Here is a 12,775-nt window from a genome sequence, read left to right as displayed (position 1 = left end):
CTGCCGCCCGCCGATGCTGCCCGCCGACCTGCGCACCGCCGAAGCCGAAGCCCTCCAGGCCCTGCAGGCGGCCCTGGCGGCCGGATCGGGGGGGCGCTGGACCGTGGAGTTCCGTTTCGAAGGGCTGCGCCTGATGCCCGTGGTGCTGCGGCTGCTTGAAGGGCTGATGGCGGAGCGGCCCGCGGTGCGGCTGCTGTTTCCGGATGCCGGCGCCACCGCCCTGGCCCGCCGGGATGCGCCGGACCTGGCCGAGCAGATCGGCAGTTTTTCCGACCAGCGGCGTCGCCAGCAGGAGGAACCCTCCAGCGGCGTGCTGCTGCTGGTGGGGGCGAGCCAGGCCGAATACGAGCTGGTGGAGGAGGTGTGCGGCCGCCACGGGGACGCGGTGGTGCTCGTCAATCCGGCCCTGGAGGATGCCGCCGTGGGCATCGGCAGCGTGGCGCGCCAGCGGCGCCGCGGCTTTCTGGCCGGCTGGCGGGCCGCCTATGCCCTGCTGCCCAAGGCCGACCGGGCCCTGCGCATCGCCTACCCGGGCGACTGGGAGCTCTACCGGCTCGACCCCGACGGCTTCCGGTTGGCGGGGAGCTTTGAGCAGAAGCCCGATGCGGAGCAGCAGGATCTGGCCCTCAGCGGCCGCCAGGAGGCGGGTCTGGGCGGCAACCTGCGGGCCCTGGGCCAGATGATCGAGGACCTGCAGAACTGAGGCGGCGGATCGAAGGGTCCCCGGTTGGCGCGGCTGGTGCATCCCGGAAAGGCTGCGTACACTTCGCGGGCTTTCCCATGCCCATGCCCAGCGAGTCGCCCCGGCCCCGTTCCCTCAGCCTCGTCGACGTCGGCGCCGCCGCCGCCGCCCTGCTGGCGATCGGGGGCGTGATCTGGAGCCCCCGGCTGAGCGGGGCGGTGGCCCAGGCCACCGGCGCTCTCGAGCCCGTCACCGTGATGGTGGACGTGCGCGGTGCCCCCGCCGCCGCCCCCCTGGAACTGCTGGAGCAGGCCCGGGCCGAGGGCAAGGTGGCGATCGTGATCCGCAACCAGCCCCACGGCAGCGTGGCGGTCAAGCAGATCCTCCCTTTCGACCGGATCATCTCCACCCTCACCCCCGACGGGAAGGTGGTGAGCGCCCCCGATCCCAACCAGAAGACCTTCAGCACCTTCGATGGTCGTTTCGTACTGGAGGGCCAGGGGCGCCGCACCGCCGGTGGGGTGGTCTTCGGCAACCAGACGATCAAGATCGGCGCCCCGGTGGAGCTGGAGGGCACCAACTACCGCTTCAACGGCACCGTGACGGGCCTGAAACTCGGAACCTCCTGACATGACCGCGTCCGCCCGCCCCGGCCACCGCCGCCACCGCCATCCCCTGAGGCTGGTGACTCTGCTGCTGGTCGCCGCCGGCACCGGATCGGCGGGCCTGGCGGCCCGGGCCCAGAACGCGCCGGCCCTGCCCTCGCCCCGCAGCCAGCGGCCCCTGCCGATGGCGGCCCTGCCGCCGGCTCCGCCCCCGGTGGGCATGCCGCGGCTGGCCCGCGAGGTCAGCTGCCCCAGCCTGCAGCGCCAGGTGGCCCAGGTGCTGGGCGAGGAGCGCTCCCGTTGGAGCGTCAGCGTCGCCGACGGCAGCGGTCGGCTGCTGGCCGACGTCAACGGGCGCCAGCCCCGCGTGCCGGCCTCCAACCAGAAGCTGGTCAGCAGCGCCTTCGCCCTCGATCGCCTCGGCCCCGACTACCGGCTCAGCACCCAGCTGTGGCGGCTTCAGAACGGCACCCTGCGGCTCACGGGACAGGGGGATCCCGACCTGGCCCTGCCCCAGCTGCAGCGTTTCGCCCAGCTGGCCATGGCCGCCGGCGCCAACTCGCCTGAGGGTGGCGGTCCGGTGCGGCTGGAACTGGCGGAGGAAGCCTCCCAGAACTGGTGGCCCAGTGGCTGGCATGTGGCCGACCGGGCCTACGCCTACGGCGCTCCGATCACCCGGCTGGCGATCACCAGCAACGCCATTGACGATGCGGTGAGCAATCCCCCCTCCCGGCTGCAGACCCTGCTGCGCCGCGCCATGAACCAGGGCGGAGGGTCGCCCCTGCAGCTGACCCTGGTGTCCGCTCGCCAGCCCCTGCCCGCCGATGCCGTGCTGATCCACGAGGAACCCTCCACCTCCATGCACGGCCTGCTGAGCCTGGCCAACACCGAAAGCCACAACTTCACCGCCGAGGTGCTGCTGCGCCAGGCGGCCGGCACCTGGGACGTGGCCGAGGCCAGCCGCCTGAACACGATCTGGCTGGGCGAACAGGGCCTGCCCATGGAAGGGGTCAGGGTGGCTGACGGGAGTGGCCTCGACCGCGCCAACCGGGTGACCAGCCGCTTTCTGGTGGCCCTGCTGCTGCGCATGGACCATCACCCCTATGCGAGGGACTACATCAGCTCGATGGCCATCGCCGGTCGCCGCGGCACCCTGCGCAATCTTTACAAGGGCACCAGCCTCGATGGCCGTCTCTTCGCCAAGACAGGCACCCTCACCGGCGTGCGCTCAATCAGCGGCGTGCTCCAGACGCCGGATGGCCCCCGTTACGTCAGTGCCGTGTCCGCCGGAGCCGGGGCTCCGAACACCACCATCGGCCGCGTGCTGCGGGAGGTGCAGGCCGTGGGGGCCTGCCCATCGGCGATCTGAGCAGGCTCTGAGGCGCCTGCCTCAACTGGCGAGCCCCCGGCTGGCGGCCCGCCGCAGACGTCCTGCGGCCCGTCGGGCCCGATCCACGGTGGCATTCTCCAGGGGAATGGGGGCTTCCGGCGGACGACTGGCGGCCTGGGTCTCCTGGGCCTGCAGCCGCACCAGCTCCCGCCTGCCGCCGAGCACCACCTGGCTGAGCTCCTTGAGGCGCACTTCCAGCTCCCCCAGCACCTGCTCGGCGTAACGGTTGGCGCCCTCCTGGATGGTGGCCGCCTCCTGGCGGCTGCGGGCGATCAGGGCATCGCACTGCTGCTGGGTCTGCTGGCGGAACTGGAGCGCGTCGGCATGGAGCCGCTCGGCCTCGGCCTGGCTATCCCGCTGGATGCGCAGCCCTTCCTGGCGGATGCCCTCCAGTTCCTGCAGGGCCTGGGCCCGGCTGCGCTCGTGCTGCTCAAGCAGCTGGCGGTTGCGCTCCGCCGCCTCCTGCTCCAGCTGCTGGCGCCGCTGCTGGGCCTCCTGCTCCAGCTGCTGCCGGCGGCCGGCGAACTGCTGCTCGAACTGGGCCATCCGGGCCTGGTGCTCCTGTTCGGTCTGGGCCACCTGCTGGCGGGCCTGCAGCACCATCTGCTCGCACTGCTGGCGGGCCAGTTCCCGCTGTTCCGTCACCTGGCGCTCCGCCTCCTGGCGGATGGCGGCGGCGTTGATCAGCTGCTCCCGCTCGCGCCGCGCCTGGGTGACGATCTCCTCAGCCTGCACCCGGGCCTTCTCGATGAAGCCCTCCCGCTGGCGGATCAGGTCCTCGGCCTGGGAGATCTGCCCGGGCAGGGCCTCCCGCAGCGCGTCCATCATCTCGATGGCGTCCTGCTCGTTCACCAGACGGCCACCGCTGAAGGGGATCCGGCTGCCGTCGAGAACGATGTCCTCCAGCTGGTCCAGCTGATCGAGAACGGTGAATCGGACCTCAGCCATATCGGGTTCCGGGAGCTGCCTGTCGATTAAAGAGCCTCTCCAGGTCAATCGCCACTCCCGGCGGGACCATGTGACCCACGTCCCCGCCGAAGCGGGCCACCTCCTTCACCACCGAGCTGCTGAGAAAGCTGTGGTGCGCTGCGGTGGCCATGAACAGGGTCTCGACCCGGGGGGCCAGGGTCCGGTTGGTGTGTGCGATCTGCAACTCGAACTCGAAGTCGCTCATCGCGCGCAGGCCCCGTAGGATCACCTGAGCGCGGCAGCTCTGGGCGTAGGTCACGGTGAGGCCGTCGAAATGGCCCACCTCGATGCCGGCGATCCCCTCGGTGGCCAGGCGGATCTGCTCCAGCCGCCGCTCCAGGGGGAAGGCGGGTTGTTTGGAGGGGTTCATCAGCACCGCCACCACGACCCCGTCGAAGAGGCCGGCCGCCCGCTCGATCAGGTCAAGGTGGCCCAGGGTGAGGGGATCGAAACTGCCGGGATAGAGCGCTCGCATCGCCCCAGCCTATGGAGACAGGCCCGGGCGGGGTAACCGGCCCGGACGGGTTCCTAGAGTCCAACGATCCCTGCCGCCCACCCCATGACCGACGTTGCCCTGGACGCGGCCGCCAAGAAGACGCTCCTGCGCAAGATCCCCCACGGTGTGTTCATCTGCGGGGTAGCCGAGGGCGAGGAGGTCAACGGCTTCACCGCCAGCTGGGTCACCCAGGGCTCCTTCGAACCCCCCCTGGTGGTGATGGCGGTGCGGGCCGACTCCACCAGCAACGGCATGATCCAGCGCAGCGGGCGCTTCTGCCTGAACGTGCTGTCCGCCGACCAGAAGGACCTGGCGGCGGTGTTCTTCAAACCCCAGAAAGGGGTGGGTGGACGGTTCGATGCCGCCCCGTTCCACCTCGGCCCCCTCGGCCTGCCGGTGCTCGATGACGCCCTCGGGGCGGTGGAGTGCACCCTGGTGGGCCAGGTCGCCCATGGCGACCACACCGTCTTCGTGGGGGAGGTGAAGTCGGCGACCCTGCACCGCGACGCCGCCGCCCTGGAACTAGCCGCCACGGGCTGGCAGTACGGCGGTTGAGGCCGGACCATGGCTGAGCCGGTTGCGCCTCCGGGAGGCACTCCGGGCGGTGACGTCGTCGGGCCGCTGCTGCTCCAGCGCGAGCGGCTCTCGGCCCGGCTGCGGGAATTACCGGCGGAGCCCGGCTGTTACCTGATGCGGGATGCGAGCGACCGCATCCTCTACATCGGCAAGTCGAAGAGCCTGCGGGCCCGGGTGCGCAGCTACTTCCGCGATTCCCACGACATCAGCCCGCGCATCGCCCTGATGGTGCGCCAGGTCTGCGAGATCGAGTTCATCGTCACCGACAGCGAGGCGGAGGCGCTGGCGCTCGAGTCGAACCTGATCAAGAACCACCAGCCCCACTTCAACGTTCTGCTCAAGGACGACAAGAAGTACCCCTACCTCTGCATCACCTGGAGCGAGGCCTACCCGCGCATCTTCATCACCCGCCGCCGCCGGATGCGCAGTCCCCTCGACCGTTTCTACGGGCCCTATGTGGATGTGGGCCTGCTGCGCCGCACCCTGGCCGTGGTGAAGCGGGTGTTCCCGCTTCGCCAGCGTCCCCAGCCCCTCTACCGCGACCGCACCTGCCTCAACTACGACATCGGCCGCTGCCCCGGGGTCTGCCAGGAGAAGATCGGCTCCGAGGACTACCACCGCATCCTGCGCAAGGTGGCGATGGTGTTCCAGGGCCGCAACGATGAACTGCTGGATCTCCTGCGGCAGCAGATGGAGCGCTATGCCGAACGGCTGGATTTCGAGGCCGCCGCCCGGGTTCGCGACCAGCTGCAGGGCCTCGACCTGCTCACCGCCGACCAGAAGATGAGCCTGGGGGACAGTTCCATCAGCCGCGATGTGATCGCCCTGGCGGCAGATGATCGCGTGGCGGCCGTGCAGATCTTCCAGATGCGCGCCGGCAAGCTGGTGGGGCGGCTGGGCTACACCGCCGACGCGGCGATCGCCACCCCGGCGGAGGTGCTGCAGCGGGTGGTCGAGGAGCACTACAGCCAGGTGGAGCCGGTGGAGATCCCGCCGGAGCTGCTGCTGCAGCACCCGCTGCCGGCGCAGGAGCTGATCGGTGACTGGCTGGCGGAACGGCGGGGCCGCAAGGTGCGGCTCGCCGTGCCCCAGCGGCGCCAGAAGGCGGATCTGATCGAGCTGGTGGAGCGCAACGCCGGCTTCGAGCTGGCCCGGGCCCAGCGGGGGGCGGAGCAGCAGCTGCTGGCCACCGAGGACCTGGCCCAGCTGCTGGAGCTGCCGGTGCCGCCGCGGCGGATCGAGGGCTACGACATCAGCCACATCCAGGGCAGCGACGCGGTTGCCTCCCAGGTGGTGTTCATCGACGGCCTGCCGGCCAAGCAGCACTACCGCAAGTACCGGATCCAGAGCAGCAGCATCCGCGCCGGCCACTCCGACGACTTCATGGCCATGGCGGAGATCATGCGGCGGCGATTCCGCCGCTGGTCCCAGGCGAAGGCGGAGGGGGCCGACCTGGCCGCCCTGCGCCGGGCCGGCGCCTCAGCCCTGCACACCGATGGCCTCAGCGACTGGCCCGATGTGGTGATGATCGATGGCGGCAAAGGCCAGCTGTCAGCGGTGATGGAGGCCCTGCGGGAGCTAGACCTGCACGAGGAGCTGACAGTCTGCTCCCTGGCCAAGCAGCGGGAGGAGGTGTTCCTGCCCGGTGCCGGCGAGCCCCTCGACACCGAGGCCGACCAGCTGGGGGTGGTGCTGCTGCGGCGGCTGCGGGACGAGGCCCACCGCTTCGCCGTCAGCTTCCACCGCCAGCAGCGGGGCGAGCGGATGAAGCGCTCCCGGCTCAGCGACATCGCCGGCCTGGGGCCCAAGCGGGTCAAGGACCTGCTGGCCCACTTCCGCTCCATCGACGCCATCCAGCTGGCCAGCCCCGAGCAGATCGCCGCCGTCCCGGGCATGGGGCCGGCCCTGGCCCGCCAGGTGTGGGAGCACTTCCACCCCCCCATGGACGGGGCCGACGAGGCCGACGCCCGCCACGGGGAACCCCTGGAGCTGGCGGGATGAGGCCAGCCGTGCGGGCCTGGGGTGTGGGGGGTTGGGCTGGCCTGCTGCTGGCCCTGCTGCTGCTGGCGTTCGTCCCGGCGCCCGTGGCAGCCGCCCCGGGCCTCTGCGTCGGCCCGGTCTGCGGGGACGAGATCAGCCGCAGCGCCAAGCACCACTGGCAGCTGCGGCTGCGGGTCAGCGACCAGGAGAGCCGGCGGGAGCGGATCGTGGTGGATTGCCGCGATGGCGCCATCAGTCCGCGGCTGGGCCCCGTGGACCGGGCCTACAGCGCCGCCGTGGCCCGCCGCTGCTGCCGCCTGGTGGGGGAAGGCTGAGCCCAGCCCACCCCATGGCGATGAACCGCAGCACGGCGTCTAACTTGACGGTCCGTCGCCCATCGCGCTCCCCCGGGCCCTGACATGACGCTGCCGCTGTCCCTGCCCCTGACCCTCGCCGTGACGTGGCCCCCCGAGGCCTACCTCTGGTTCAAGACCCTCCACATCGTCGGGGTGGTCGTGTGGTTCGCCGGGCTGTTCTACCTGGTGCGCCTGTTCATCTACCACCGGGAGGCCGCCGAGCTGGAGCCGCCCCTGCGCCAGGCCTTCGAGGAGCAGTACGGCCTGATGGAGCGGCGCCTGGCCAACATCATCACCACCCCGGGCATGGTGGTGGCCGTGACCATGGCCGTGGGTCTGCTGATGGTGGAGCCCCTCTGGCTGAAGCAGGCCTGGATGCACGCCAAGCTGGCCGTCGTGGCTGGCCTGCTCGTCTACCACCACCTCTGCTACCGGCTGATGGGCCAGCTGCAGCGCGGCGCGTGCAACTGGAGTGGCCGCCAGCTGCGGGCCCTCAACGAACTGCCCACCCTGATGCTGTTGCTGGTGGTGATGCTGGTGGTCTTCAAGGGCCAGTTCCCCACCGGCGCCGCCACCTGGTTCCTGGTGGCCCTGGTGGTGTTCATGGCCGCGTCGATCCAGTTCTATGCCCGCTGGCGGCGGCTGCGCGCCGAACGGCTGGCCCAGCAGGAGAGTGGCGGTGCTGCGGCCTGAGGCTCTCGCCCATCCCCTCACCCCGGTGCTGCGCCAGGTGCGGGCCGACAGCTGCCCGGAGCGGTTCAACTTTCACTGCCACACGATCTGCAGCGACGGCAGCCTCCACCCCGAGGATCTGGCGGCCGAGGCCGTGGCCATCGGCCTGGAGCACCTGGCCGTCACCGACCACCACGGCCTGGCGGCCCATGGCGCCATCAGCGCCGCCCTGGACGACCACCGCCGGCGGGGGACGGCCATACCCACGCTCTGGCGCGGGGTTGAGATCAGCTGTCTGCTGGAGGGCTGCCTGGTCCATGTGCTCGGCCTGGGCTTCGCCGAGCAGCACCCCTCCCTCCACCCCTACCTGCAGGGCAGTGCCGTCGTGGGGGCGGCCCTGCGGGCCGAGGCGGTGGTGGCGGCGATCCGGGAGGCCGGGGGTCTGGTGCTGCTGGCCCACCCCGCCCGCTACCGGCTGCCCCACCAGCGCCTGATCGCGGCGGCGGCGGATCTGGGCTTCGACGGCGCCGAGGTCTGGTACGACTACGGCATGCAGAGCCGCTGGCAGCCGACGCCGCTGGTGTGCGAGGCGATCGCCGCCGACCTGGAGCGCCGGGGCCTTCTGATGAGTTGTGGTACGGATACCCATGGGCTGGTGCTCCGCGGCCGCTAGGGTTTGCTGACACCTTCCTCCTTGCGTCGATGGGTCTGTTCGATCGTCTGTTCGGTTCCCGTGCCGCTTCGGTGAGCAAGCCCGAGGCTGCCGCCAAGGCCAAACCCAAGGCCGAGACCTTCTTCCTCGATCCCGAGGCCTCCAGCAGCCTCGGTGATGTCAAGTTCATGAAGCGGTCGAACACGATCCGCCACACCTTCCCCGGCAACGCCGACAGCCCGGGTGAGAAGGAGATGGTGGCGGAGGTGGCCTCGATGGAGGCCCGGGTCGAGAAGATGACCCCCGGTCTGGCGGGCATCCAGCCCACCGAGAAGGGATCGGTCAACCTCACCGGCGGCATCCCCAAGCCCGTCAAGAAGACCTTCGCCCAGCAGATGAGCGCCGCCGAGCTCGGCCAGCGCATGAAGGGGGCGGCCGTCACCCCCACCAACCTGCCCGGTGGTCCGGCGGCGGCCAAGCAGCAGAAAGAGGCCGAGGCCCAGGGCCAGCCGGCCGGCTCCCAGGCGGCGGCCAAGCCGGGCACCACCGATCCGTTCCGCTCCATGGTGAGGGATCTGGAGCTCTGATCCCCGGGGCGCCTGGAGCCTGGTTCAGCGCTGCTCCACCAGGCTCTCGCTCTCCAGCACCAGCTGCCGCAGCCTCTCCAGCCGCTCCGGATCGGCCCCGTCCCAGAGGCCCCGATGGTGCGCCTCCAGGAGTCGTTCGGCCATGTCCCGCAGGGCCCAGGGGTTGGCACGTCCCAGGAACGCCCGCACGGCCCCGTCCTCCAGCCAGGCGGCACTGATGGCGCCGTAGCCCCAGTCGGGGACGCGCCCGGTGCTGGCGTCGTAGGCGAAGAGGTAATCGAGGCTGGCGGCCATCTCGAAGCCGCCCTTGTAGCCGTGCTCCTGCATGGCGGCGATCCAGCGGGGATTGAGCAGCCGGGAGCGCAGCACCTTGTCAAACTCGCGCTCGAGTCGGTGCAGCCGGGGGCGCTGGCTGCGGGAATGGTCGCCGAACCACAGGGCCGGGGCCCGGCCCTGGAGACGCTCAGCGGCGGCGCTCAGGCCCCCCTGGAACTGGTAGTAGTCGTCGGAATCGAGCAGGTCATGCTCCCGGTTGTCCTGGTTGTGCAGCACCACCTGCACCTGGGCCAGGCGCCGTTCCAGGCCGGCGCGATCGGCCATGGCGTCGATGGCGCCGCCGCTGGCCCCGTCGACGGGGTCACCGTCGTAGCGCCAGGCGCTCCAGTTGAGGAAGGCTTCGCCCAGGTCGCCGCGTTCCTCCCAGTGGCCGCTGTCGATCAGGCCCTGCAGCCCGGCCCCGTAGGCGCCGGGCGCTGATCCGTAGATGCGACCCCCATGGCCCTCCTGCCGGGCCGAGGCCGCCAGGGGGTTGTCTTCGGGGGCCTCGTCGAGGCCGGCCACCAGGCGGGTGGCCCGGTTGAACCAGCCCACCAGCTGGGGGAACGCATCACGGAACAGGCCGGAGATGCGCAGGGTCACGTCCACCCGCGGCCGGCCGAGCAGGCGCAGGGGAATCACCTCCACGTCCACCAGCCGGCGGGTGGGTCCGTCCCAGACGGGGCGCACCCCCATCAGGGCCAGGGCCTGGCCGATGTCCTCACCGCCGTTGCGCATGGTCGCGGTCCCCCACACCGACAGGGCCAGGGTGCGCAGGTCCTCGCCCTCCTCCTGGAGATGGAGCTGCAGCAGCAGCTCGGCGCTGCGCCGCCCCAGGTCCCAGGCCGCCTCCGTCGGCAGGCCGCGCAGGTCAACGCTGTAGAAGTTGCGCCCCGTCGGCAGCAGGTCCGGCCGCCCGCGGGTCGGCGCCCCGGAGGGACCGGCGGCGATGCGGCCGCCGGCCAGGCCGGTGAGCAGGGACTGCCGCTCCGCCGCGCCGCAGGCCAGCAGGGGCGGCAGCAGGGCCCGGCGCAGGTGCCCGAGGGCCCGTTCGGTGGCGGCTCCCAGCGCCACGGGCGTCCCCGGCAGCTCGGGCGTCTCCGGTGCAGACGCCGTTGTTCCGGGCGCTCCGCCCAGCTCCTCTTCCACCAGTCCCAGGGCGAGGGCCTCCAGCAGCGCCACCCCGTCGCCGATGTGGCGCAGCTGGGGGCCGCTGCCCCTGAGGGCGGCGAGCCGGCCGCGGTCGGCGGCGGAGAGGGGGGCCTCCTCCGGATCGGACCAGGGGTCGAGGTCGAGGCCCAGATCGAGGGCCAGGGCCTGGGTGAGCCCCGGCACCCCCGCCTGGGGCGGACGGGCGAGGCACAGCAGCAGTTCGGCCAGCTTCGCCGGTGCCGGCAGGGTGCCGAAGGTGTGCAGGCCGAGGCGGATCTGGGCCTCCTTGAGCTCGCACAGGTAGCCGTCGGCCGCCTCCAGCTGGCCGTCCAGATCCGGCAGGGCCGTGACGGGCAGCTGCAGCTCCTCCAGCCGCTGGCCCAGTCGCTCCCGCAGCAGCGGGGCCCGGGCGCTGCCCAGCTGGCGCGCCTCCCAGTACTCATCCAGCAGGGCCTCCAGGCCCTGCAGATCCCCGTGCAGCCCGGCCCGGCCCAGGGGCGGGGTCAGGTGGTCGAGGATCACGGCCTGGGCACGGCGCTTGGCCTGGCTGCCTTCGCCCGGGTCGTTGACGATGAACGGGTAGAGGTGCGGCAGGGGGCCGAGGGCCCACTCGGGGAAGCAGTCCTGCGACAGCCCCAGCCCCTTGCCGGGCAGCCATTCGAGGTTGCCGTGCTTGCCCACGTGGACCACCACCTGGGCCTCGAAGCTCTGGCGAAGCCAGAGGTACTGGGCCAGGTAGGCGTGGGTGGGGGGCAGATCGGGGCTGTGGTAGCTGAGGCTGGGATCCCGGTCGTAGCCGCGCTCGGGCTGGATCAGCACGAGCACCCGGCCGAAGCGCAGCCCGCGCACCGGGAACGCCGGGCCCATGACCCCGTCCGCCAGAGCCACCGGCTCCAGGCCCGCGTCGGTATCGGGCGGCCCCCAGACCGCCTCCAGCCGCTGGCGGCCCTCCGGCGGCAGGGTGGCGTACCAGGTCTGGTAGGTGGCGAGGGGCAGGTGGTCCAGGGGCGGGCGGTGGCCGCTCTCCGGGTCGTTACTGCGGCCCTCCAGCAGCCGGTGGATGAGGACATCGCCGTCGGCCGGCAGATCCACGGCCGCCCCCAGGTCGTAGCCGGCCTCCGCCAGCCAGCCCAGCATCAGGGCGGCGCTGGCCGGGGTGTCGAGGCCGACGCCGTTGGCCAGGCGGCTGTTGCGGTTGGGGTAGTTGGCCAGCACCAGGGCCACCCGGCGCCCGGCGGCCGGGGTGCGGCGCAGGTCGATCCAGGCGGCGGTGAGGCGGGCGATCCAGTCGAGGCGCCCCCGGTCGGGCACGTAGCGGTGCAGGGCCGTGGCCAGGCTGTCGCTGGTGGCGCACCATTCCTTGAAGGCCCCCACCCGGGTGGTGAGGCGCCCGTCCAGCTCCGGCAGGGCCACCTGGAGGCTGAGATCCAGGGGTGCCAGGCCGATGCTGCTGGCGCTCCAGACCCCGCGGCTGCGGCCGCTGCAGAGCACCTGCAGCACCGGCACCCCCAACCGCTCCCACAGGGGCGCCCCCAGCCCCGCCTCCTCGAAGGACACCGACGCGAAGCCCGTGCCGCAGAGCACGGCCTCCGCCCCTTCGCGAGCCAGCAGATCGGCCACCCCCCGCTGTACGGCCCCATCCCGCAGGCTGCTCACCCACAGGGCTCGCGGCGCCAGACCCTGGCCGCGCAGAGCCGCCAGCAGCGCCTCCATCAGGGCCAGATCCCCCGCCTGCCAGAGGGCCCGGTAGAGGATCACCCCCACCCGGGAACCGGGCTCGTCGCGCCAGTCGTGGGGGAGGGGGTCGGCGGCCGGGGCGGGCCAGGGGGGCTCGGGTGATTCGCCGGCCAGGAGGCCGGCCAGGGTCCGCAGCAGCAGGCGCAGGTTGGCCGGCCCCCCCTCCCGCAGGCAGGCGGCACAGGCCGACGCCAGGGGGCCGTCGAGGCTGCCGAGGCAGGCCAGGGCCTGCTCCTCCTCGGCGGTGCCGGCCAGCACCAGCAGCTGGCGGCCTTCCGCGGCGTCGGCCCACTGCCGCAGACACTCCAGCCCGTAACTCCAGTGGCCGCGACCCCCCAGCAGCCGCACCACCACCAGCCGGGTGCTGGCCAGGCTGGTGGTCACGTAGTGGTCGATCACCGCCGGGTGCTGCAGGGCCGAGAGGTTCAGGGCCCGCAGCGCGGTCGGCAGCAGCTCCGGCTCGGCCGCGAGCAGCTGGGCCACCGCCAGCAGATCCGTGTCGGCGCTGCTGAGCAGCACCACCGGCGCCGGTGGCTGCTCCACGAAGAGGCCGCCGTCGTCCTCCGTCCTGTCCCCGGCGATGGACGCGAGTCGATGCATCACCCC

The 12,775-nt window shown here is 72.1% G+C and carries 12 protein-coding genes; 9 read left to right on the top strand and 3 right to left on the bottom strand.

Going from position 1 to position 12,775, the window contains the following annotated elements; genetic code table 11:
- Positions 1 to 13 precede the first annotated feature (13 nt).
- The 3 genes from CYAGR_RS02670 to CYAGR_RS02660 all read left to right on the top strand — a co-directional run bounded on the left by CYAGR_RS02670 (position 14) and on the right by CYAGR_RS02660 (position 2,656).
- The gene (locus tag CYAGR_RS02670) at positions 14 to 703 is read left to right on the top strand and encodes a DUF1995 family protein (RefSeq protein ID WP_015108223.1); all 690 of its coding nucleotides are present in this window, start codon (positions 14 to 16) and stop codon (positions 701 to 703) included.
- An 83-nt stretch (positions 704 to 786) separates the two neighbouring features.
- Entirely contained in the window at positions 787 to 1,311 is a 525-nt protein-coding gene (locus CYAGR_RS02665; protein WP_043326261.1) for a DUF4330 domain-containing protein, read from the top strand.
- Position 1,312: 1 nt separating this feature from the next.
- On the top strand, positions 1,313 to 2,656 hold the full coding sequence (locus CYAGR_RS02660) for a D-alanyl-D-alanine carboxypeptidase/D-alanyl-D-alanine-endopeptidase (protein ID WP_015108221.1): 1,344 nt from the start codon (positions 1,313 to 1,315) through the stop codon (positions 2,654 to 2,656).
- A 21-nt stretch (positions 2,657 to 2,677) separates the two neighbouring features.
- Here the strand turns inward: CYAGR_RS02660 and CYAGR_RS02655 are convergent, their stop codons facing one another.
- Together CYAGR_RS02655 and coaD are read right to left on the bottom strand one after the other, a co-directional pair.
- On the bottom strand, positions 2,678 to 3,625 hold the full coding sequence (locus CYAGR_RS02655; protein ID WP_015108220.1) for a coiled-coil domain-containing protein: 948 nt from the start codon (positions 3,623 to 3,625) through the stop codon (positions 2,678 to 2,680).
- Complete coding sequence (gene coaD / locus CYAGR_RS02650; protein WP_015108219.1) at positions 3,618 to 4,121, bottom strand: pantetheine-phosphate adenylyltransferase; 504 nt, start codon at positions 4,119 to 4,121, stop codon at positions 3,618 to 3,620. Before coaD ends, CYAGR_RS02655 begins: the two co-directional genes overlap by 8 nt.
- Positions 4,122 to 4,205: 84 nt before the next feature.
- On the opposite strand from coaD, the gene CYAGR_RS02645 reads away from it, so the two are divergent.
- The 6 genes from CYAGR_RS02645 to CYAGR_RS02620 all read left to right on the top strand — a co-directional run bounded on the left by CYAGR_RS02645 (position 4,206) and on the right by CYAGR_RS02620 (position 8,965).
- Positions 4,206 to 4,697: a flavin reductase family protein gene (locus tag CYAGR_RS02645; RefSeq protein ID WP_015108218.1), complete on the top strand. Its 492-nt coding sequence runs from the start codon at positions 4,206 to 4,208 to the stop codon at positions 4,695 to 4,697.
- 9 nt (positions 4,698 to 4,706) lie between these two features.
- Positions 4,707 to 6,719, top strand: coding sequence for an excinuclease ABC subunit UvrC (uvrC, locus tag CYAGR_RS02640; RefSeq protein ID WP_015108217.1), 2,013 nt, complete (start codon positions 4,707 to 4,709; stop codon positions 6,717 to 6,719).
- Positions 6,716 to 7,033, top strand: coding sequence for a hypothetical protein (locus CYAGR_RS02635; RefSeq protein ID WP_015108216.1), 318 nt, complete (start codon positions 6,716 to 6,718; stop codon positions 7,031 to 7,033). The genes uvrC and CYAGR_RS02635 overlap by 4 nt, the downstream gene beginning before the upstream one ends.
- An 84-nt stretch (positions 7,034 to 7,117) precedes the next feature.
- Complete coding sequence (gene hemJ, locus CYAGR_RS02630) at positions 7,118 to 7,747, top strand: protoporphyrinogen oxidase HemJ (RefSeq protein WP_015108215.1); 630 nt, start codon at positions 7,118 to 7,120, stop codon at positions 7,745 to 7,747.
- Entirely contained in the window at positions 7,734 to 8,399 is a 666-nt protein-coding gene (locus CYAGR_RS02625; protein WP_015108214.1) for a PHP domain-containing protein, read from the top strand. Before hemJ ends, CYAGR_RS02625 begins: the two co-directional genes overlap by 14 nt.
- A 29-nt stretch (positions 8,400 to 8,428) precedes the next feature.
- Complete coding sequence (locus tag CYAGR_RS02620) at positions 8,429 to 8,965, top strand: hypothetical protein (protein WP_015108213.1); 537 nt, start codon at positions 8,429 to 8,431, stop codon at positions 8,963 to 8,965.
- A gap of 24 nt (positions 8,966 to 8,989) precedes the next feature.
- Here CYAGR_RS02620 and cobN read toward each other — a convergent pair whose 3' ends face one another.
- Complete coding sequence (cobN, locus tag CYAGR_RS02615; protein ID WP_015108212.1) at positions 8,990 to 12,769, bottom strand: cobaltochelatase subunit CobN; 3,780 nt, start codon at positions 12,767 to 12,769, stop codon at positions 8,990 to 8,992.
- Positions 12,770 to 12,775: the final 6 nt, after the last annotated feature.

Origin of the sequence: Cyanobium gracile PCC 6307 (assembly GCF_000316515.1) — a bacterium.
Taxonomy (GTDB): Bacteria; Cyanobacteriota; Cyanobacteriia; order PCC-6307; family Cyanobiaceae; genus Cyanobium; species Cyanobium gracile.
The sequence above is the reverse complement of the archived record's forward strand: the minus strand, read 5'-3'. Positions and strand labels throughout refer to the sequence as shown.

Bases quoted from the DNA above. Each gene is read 5' to 3' on its own strand.
- CYAGR_RS02670 (WP_015108223.1), top strand. From the start codon at position 14: ATGCTGCCCGCCGACCTGCGCACCGCCGAAGCCGAAGCCCTCCAGGCC.
- uvrC (WP_015108217.1), top strand. From the start codon at position 4,707: ATGGCTGAGCCGGTTGCGCCTCCGGGAGGCACTCCGGGCGGTGACGTC.
- CYAGR_RS02660 (WP_015108221.1), top strand. From the start codon at position 1,313: ATGACCGCGTCCGCCCGCCCCGGCCACCGCCGCCACCGCCATCCCCTG.
- hemJ (WP_015108215.1), top strand. From the start codon at position 7,118: ATGACGCTGCCGCTGTCCCTGCCCCTGACCCTCGCCGTGACGTGGCCC.
- cobN (WP_015108212.1), bottom strand. From the start codon at position 12,769: ATGCATCGACTCGCGTCCATCGCCGGGGACAGGACGGAGGACGACGGC.
- CYAGR_RS02645 (WP_015108218.1), top strand. From the start codon at position 4,206: ATGACCGACGTTGCCCTGGACGCGGCCGCCAAGAAGACGCTCCTGCGC.
- CYAGR_RS02620 (WP_015108213.1), top strand. From the start codon at position 8,429: ATGGGTCTGTTCGATCGTCTGTTCGGTTCCCGTGCCGCTTCGGTGAGC.
- CYAGR_RS02635 (WP_015108216.1), top strand. From the start codon at position 6,716: ATGAGGCCAGCCGTGCGGGCCTGGGGTGTGGGGGGTTGGGCTGGCCTG.
- coaD (WP_015108219.1), bottom strand. From the start codon at position 4,121: ATGCGAGCGCTCTATCCCGGCAGTTTCGATCCCCTCACCCTGGGCCAC.
- CYAGR_RS02665 (WP_043326261.1), top strand. From the start codon at position 787: ATGCCCAGCGAGTCGCCCCGGCCCCGTTCCCTCAGCCTCGTCGACGTC.
- CYAGR_RS02655 (WP_015108220.1), bottom strand. From the start codon at position 3,625: ATGGCTGAGGTCCGATTCACCGTTCTCGATCAGCTGGACCAGCTGGAG.